This window comes from Moorena sp. SIO3I6, from assembly GCF_010672095.1.
Genome location: NZ_JAAHHU010001072.1, coordinates 1 through 1716 on the forward strand (window position 1 = coordinate 1; position 1716 = coordinate 1716).

Below are 1716 nucleotides of genomic sequence, written 5' to 3' on the forward strand. Positions count from 1 at the left end.
CACGCACCGTTGATGGAAGCAACGGCTATGATTAATCCTGGCATTATTAGTCATGACACTGACATGGTTAAGGACTGGGAGGGGTGTCTGAGTATTCCCGGCATTCGAGGGTTAGTACCCAGGTATACTCGAATTGAGGTGGAGTATACTAATCGGTATGGTCAGTGTCAGCGGCAACAATTAACAGACTTTGTAGCCAGGATATTTCAGCATGAATATGACCATCTTGACGGGATTGTATTTTTAGACCGAGTCGAGAGTACCCACGAGATGATGAGTGAGGAAGAATATCAGAAGCAGATTATTGCTAAGTTATAGCGATTGTCAAATCCTTTAGTGACGTACTCCCGACGTTGCCCTAACGGGACAACGCGGGCTTCTTGCCAACACCAGGTATTCCTTCGGTTACTCGGCAAGCTTTACTTCTGACGGGACGTCCCACCGCCAAATCCAATATGTTTATTGCCGCATTCACATCACGATCCGCTGTAAAACCACAATGAGTACAAGAGTGGATGCGGTCTTTTAATTCTTTAGGAACTTTTGCTCCACAGTTAGAACAGTTTTGACTGGTATTTCTGGGGTTTACTGCCTTCGTGATCAGTCCAGCATTTATGGCCGTAGGCCACGCTACGCGAACGGCTTTGACTGACAAAATAGACAGAAATTGCCCCCATCCAGCATCTAATACAGATTTAGCTAGTTTAGTTCTAGTCAGACCTTTAATGTTGAGTTTCTCGTGAGCTACTAAATCGTGCTCATCCAATAACCTCTTTGCAGTTTTAAAATGAAAATATTTTCGAGTGTCAGCTACTTTTTTATGAGCCTTTCCTAGATTGCTGACAGCTTTCTTTCTGTTATTACTTCCTTTCTTCGATCTACTGACAGCTTTCTGAATTTTCTTTAGTCGCTTTTGAGCTTTTCGGTAGTATTGGGGGATGGGCACTTCTGAGCCATCAGACTTTACCAGGAAAGATTTGAGTCCCATATCTATCCCGATAGGGTTGGTAACACTATCTACTGGGATAATTTTTGGTACAGTATCATCTTGAATTGACAGTGTGACGTAATAGCCATCAGCTTTTCGGGTGATAGTAGCTGTCTTTATCTTGAATCCTTCTGGGATAGGTCGATGATAAATCATCTTGACTTGGCCAAATTTTGGAAGAGTCAAAATATTCCCATTTATAGGATTCTTAGATAAAGAAGGAAAAGTAAAGGATTTGTATCTATTTTTACTCTTGAATCGAGGTTTTCCGCTTTTTCTTCCGTTGGTATCCCCTTTTAGGAATCGCTTAAAAGTCAGATCAACTCTTTTAACGCAGTCTTGTAATACGTGAGCATGAATGTCACTGTACCAAGGTCTGTCTTTCTTGAGTTGAGGCAGGGTTCTCTTCTGAGAAAAGTAGTCAGGATTATTCCTTAGATCTGGTAAGTGACAAACAAGAGGACAAGATTTGATAGAACAGCGATTTTGGTCAAACCAATTGAACCTGTCTGCCAATAAATAGTTGTACTGATAACGCAACATGTCCAACCATTTTTCCGCTTTTGATATTTGCGACTTTGTTAATCTTAATCGGTATTGATATGCGGATTTCATTCTAGGCACCTGGCAATAGCGACTTTTTTGATAAGAGCACATTCACTATTAGCATCATTGGTTTGTTGTAGAGCTTAAGCAGTCAGCGGTCAGCGGTCAGCGGTCAGCGGTCA

The 1716-nt window shown here is 41.7% G+C and carries 2 protein-coding genes; one reads left to right on the plus strand and one right to left on the minus strand.

The annotated features are described in order from the left end of the window. Positions 1–318, plus strand: a 318-nt coding sequence (locus F6K49_RS46225; RefSeq protein ID WP_293109155.1) for a peptide deformylase, incomplete at its 5' end; no start/stop codon positions are given. Positions 319–358: 40 nt separating this feature from the next. On the opposite strand, the gene F6K49_RS46230 is transcribed toward F6K49_RS46225, so the two are convergent. Further along, a complete protein-coding gene (locus F6K49_RS46230) occupies positions 359–1603 on the minus strand; it encodes a transposase (RefSeq protein ID WP_293109157.1) in 1245 nt (414 codons plus the stop codon). Positions 1604–1716 lie beyond the last annotated feature (113 nt).

What these genes read in the sequence shown, in the direction of transcription:
- F6K49_RS46230 (WP_293109157.1), bottom strand. Translation starts at nt 1,603, where the DNA reads ATGAAATCCGCATATCAATACCGATTAAGATTAACAAAGTCGCAAATA.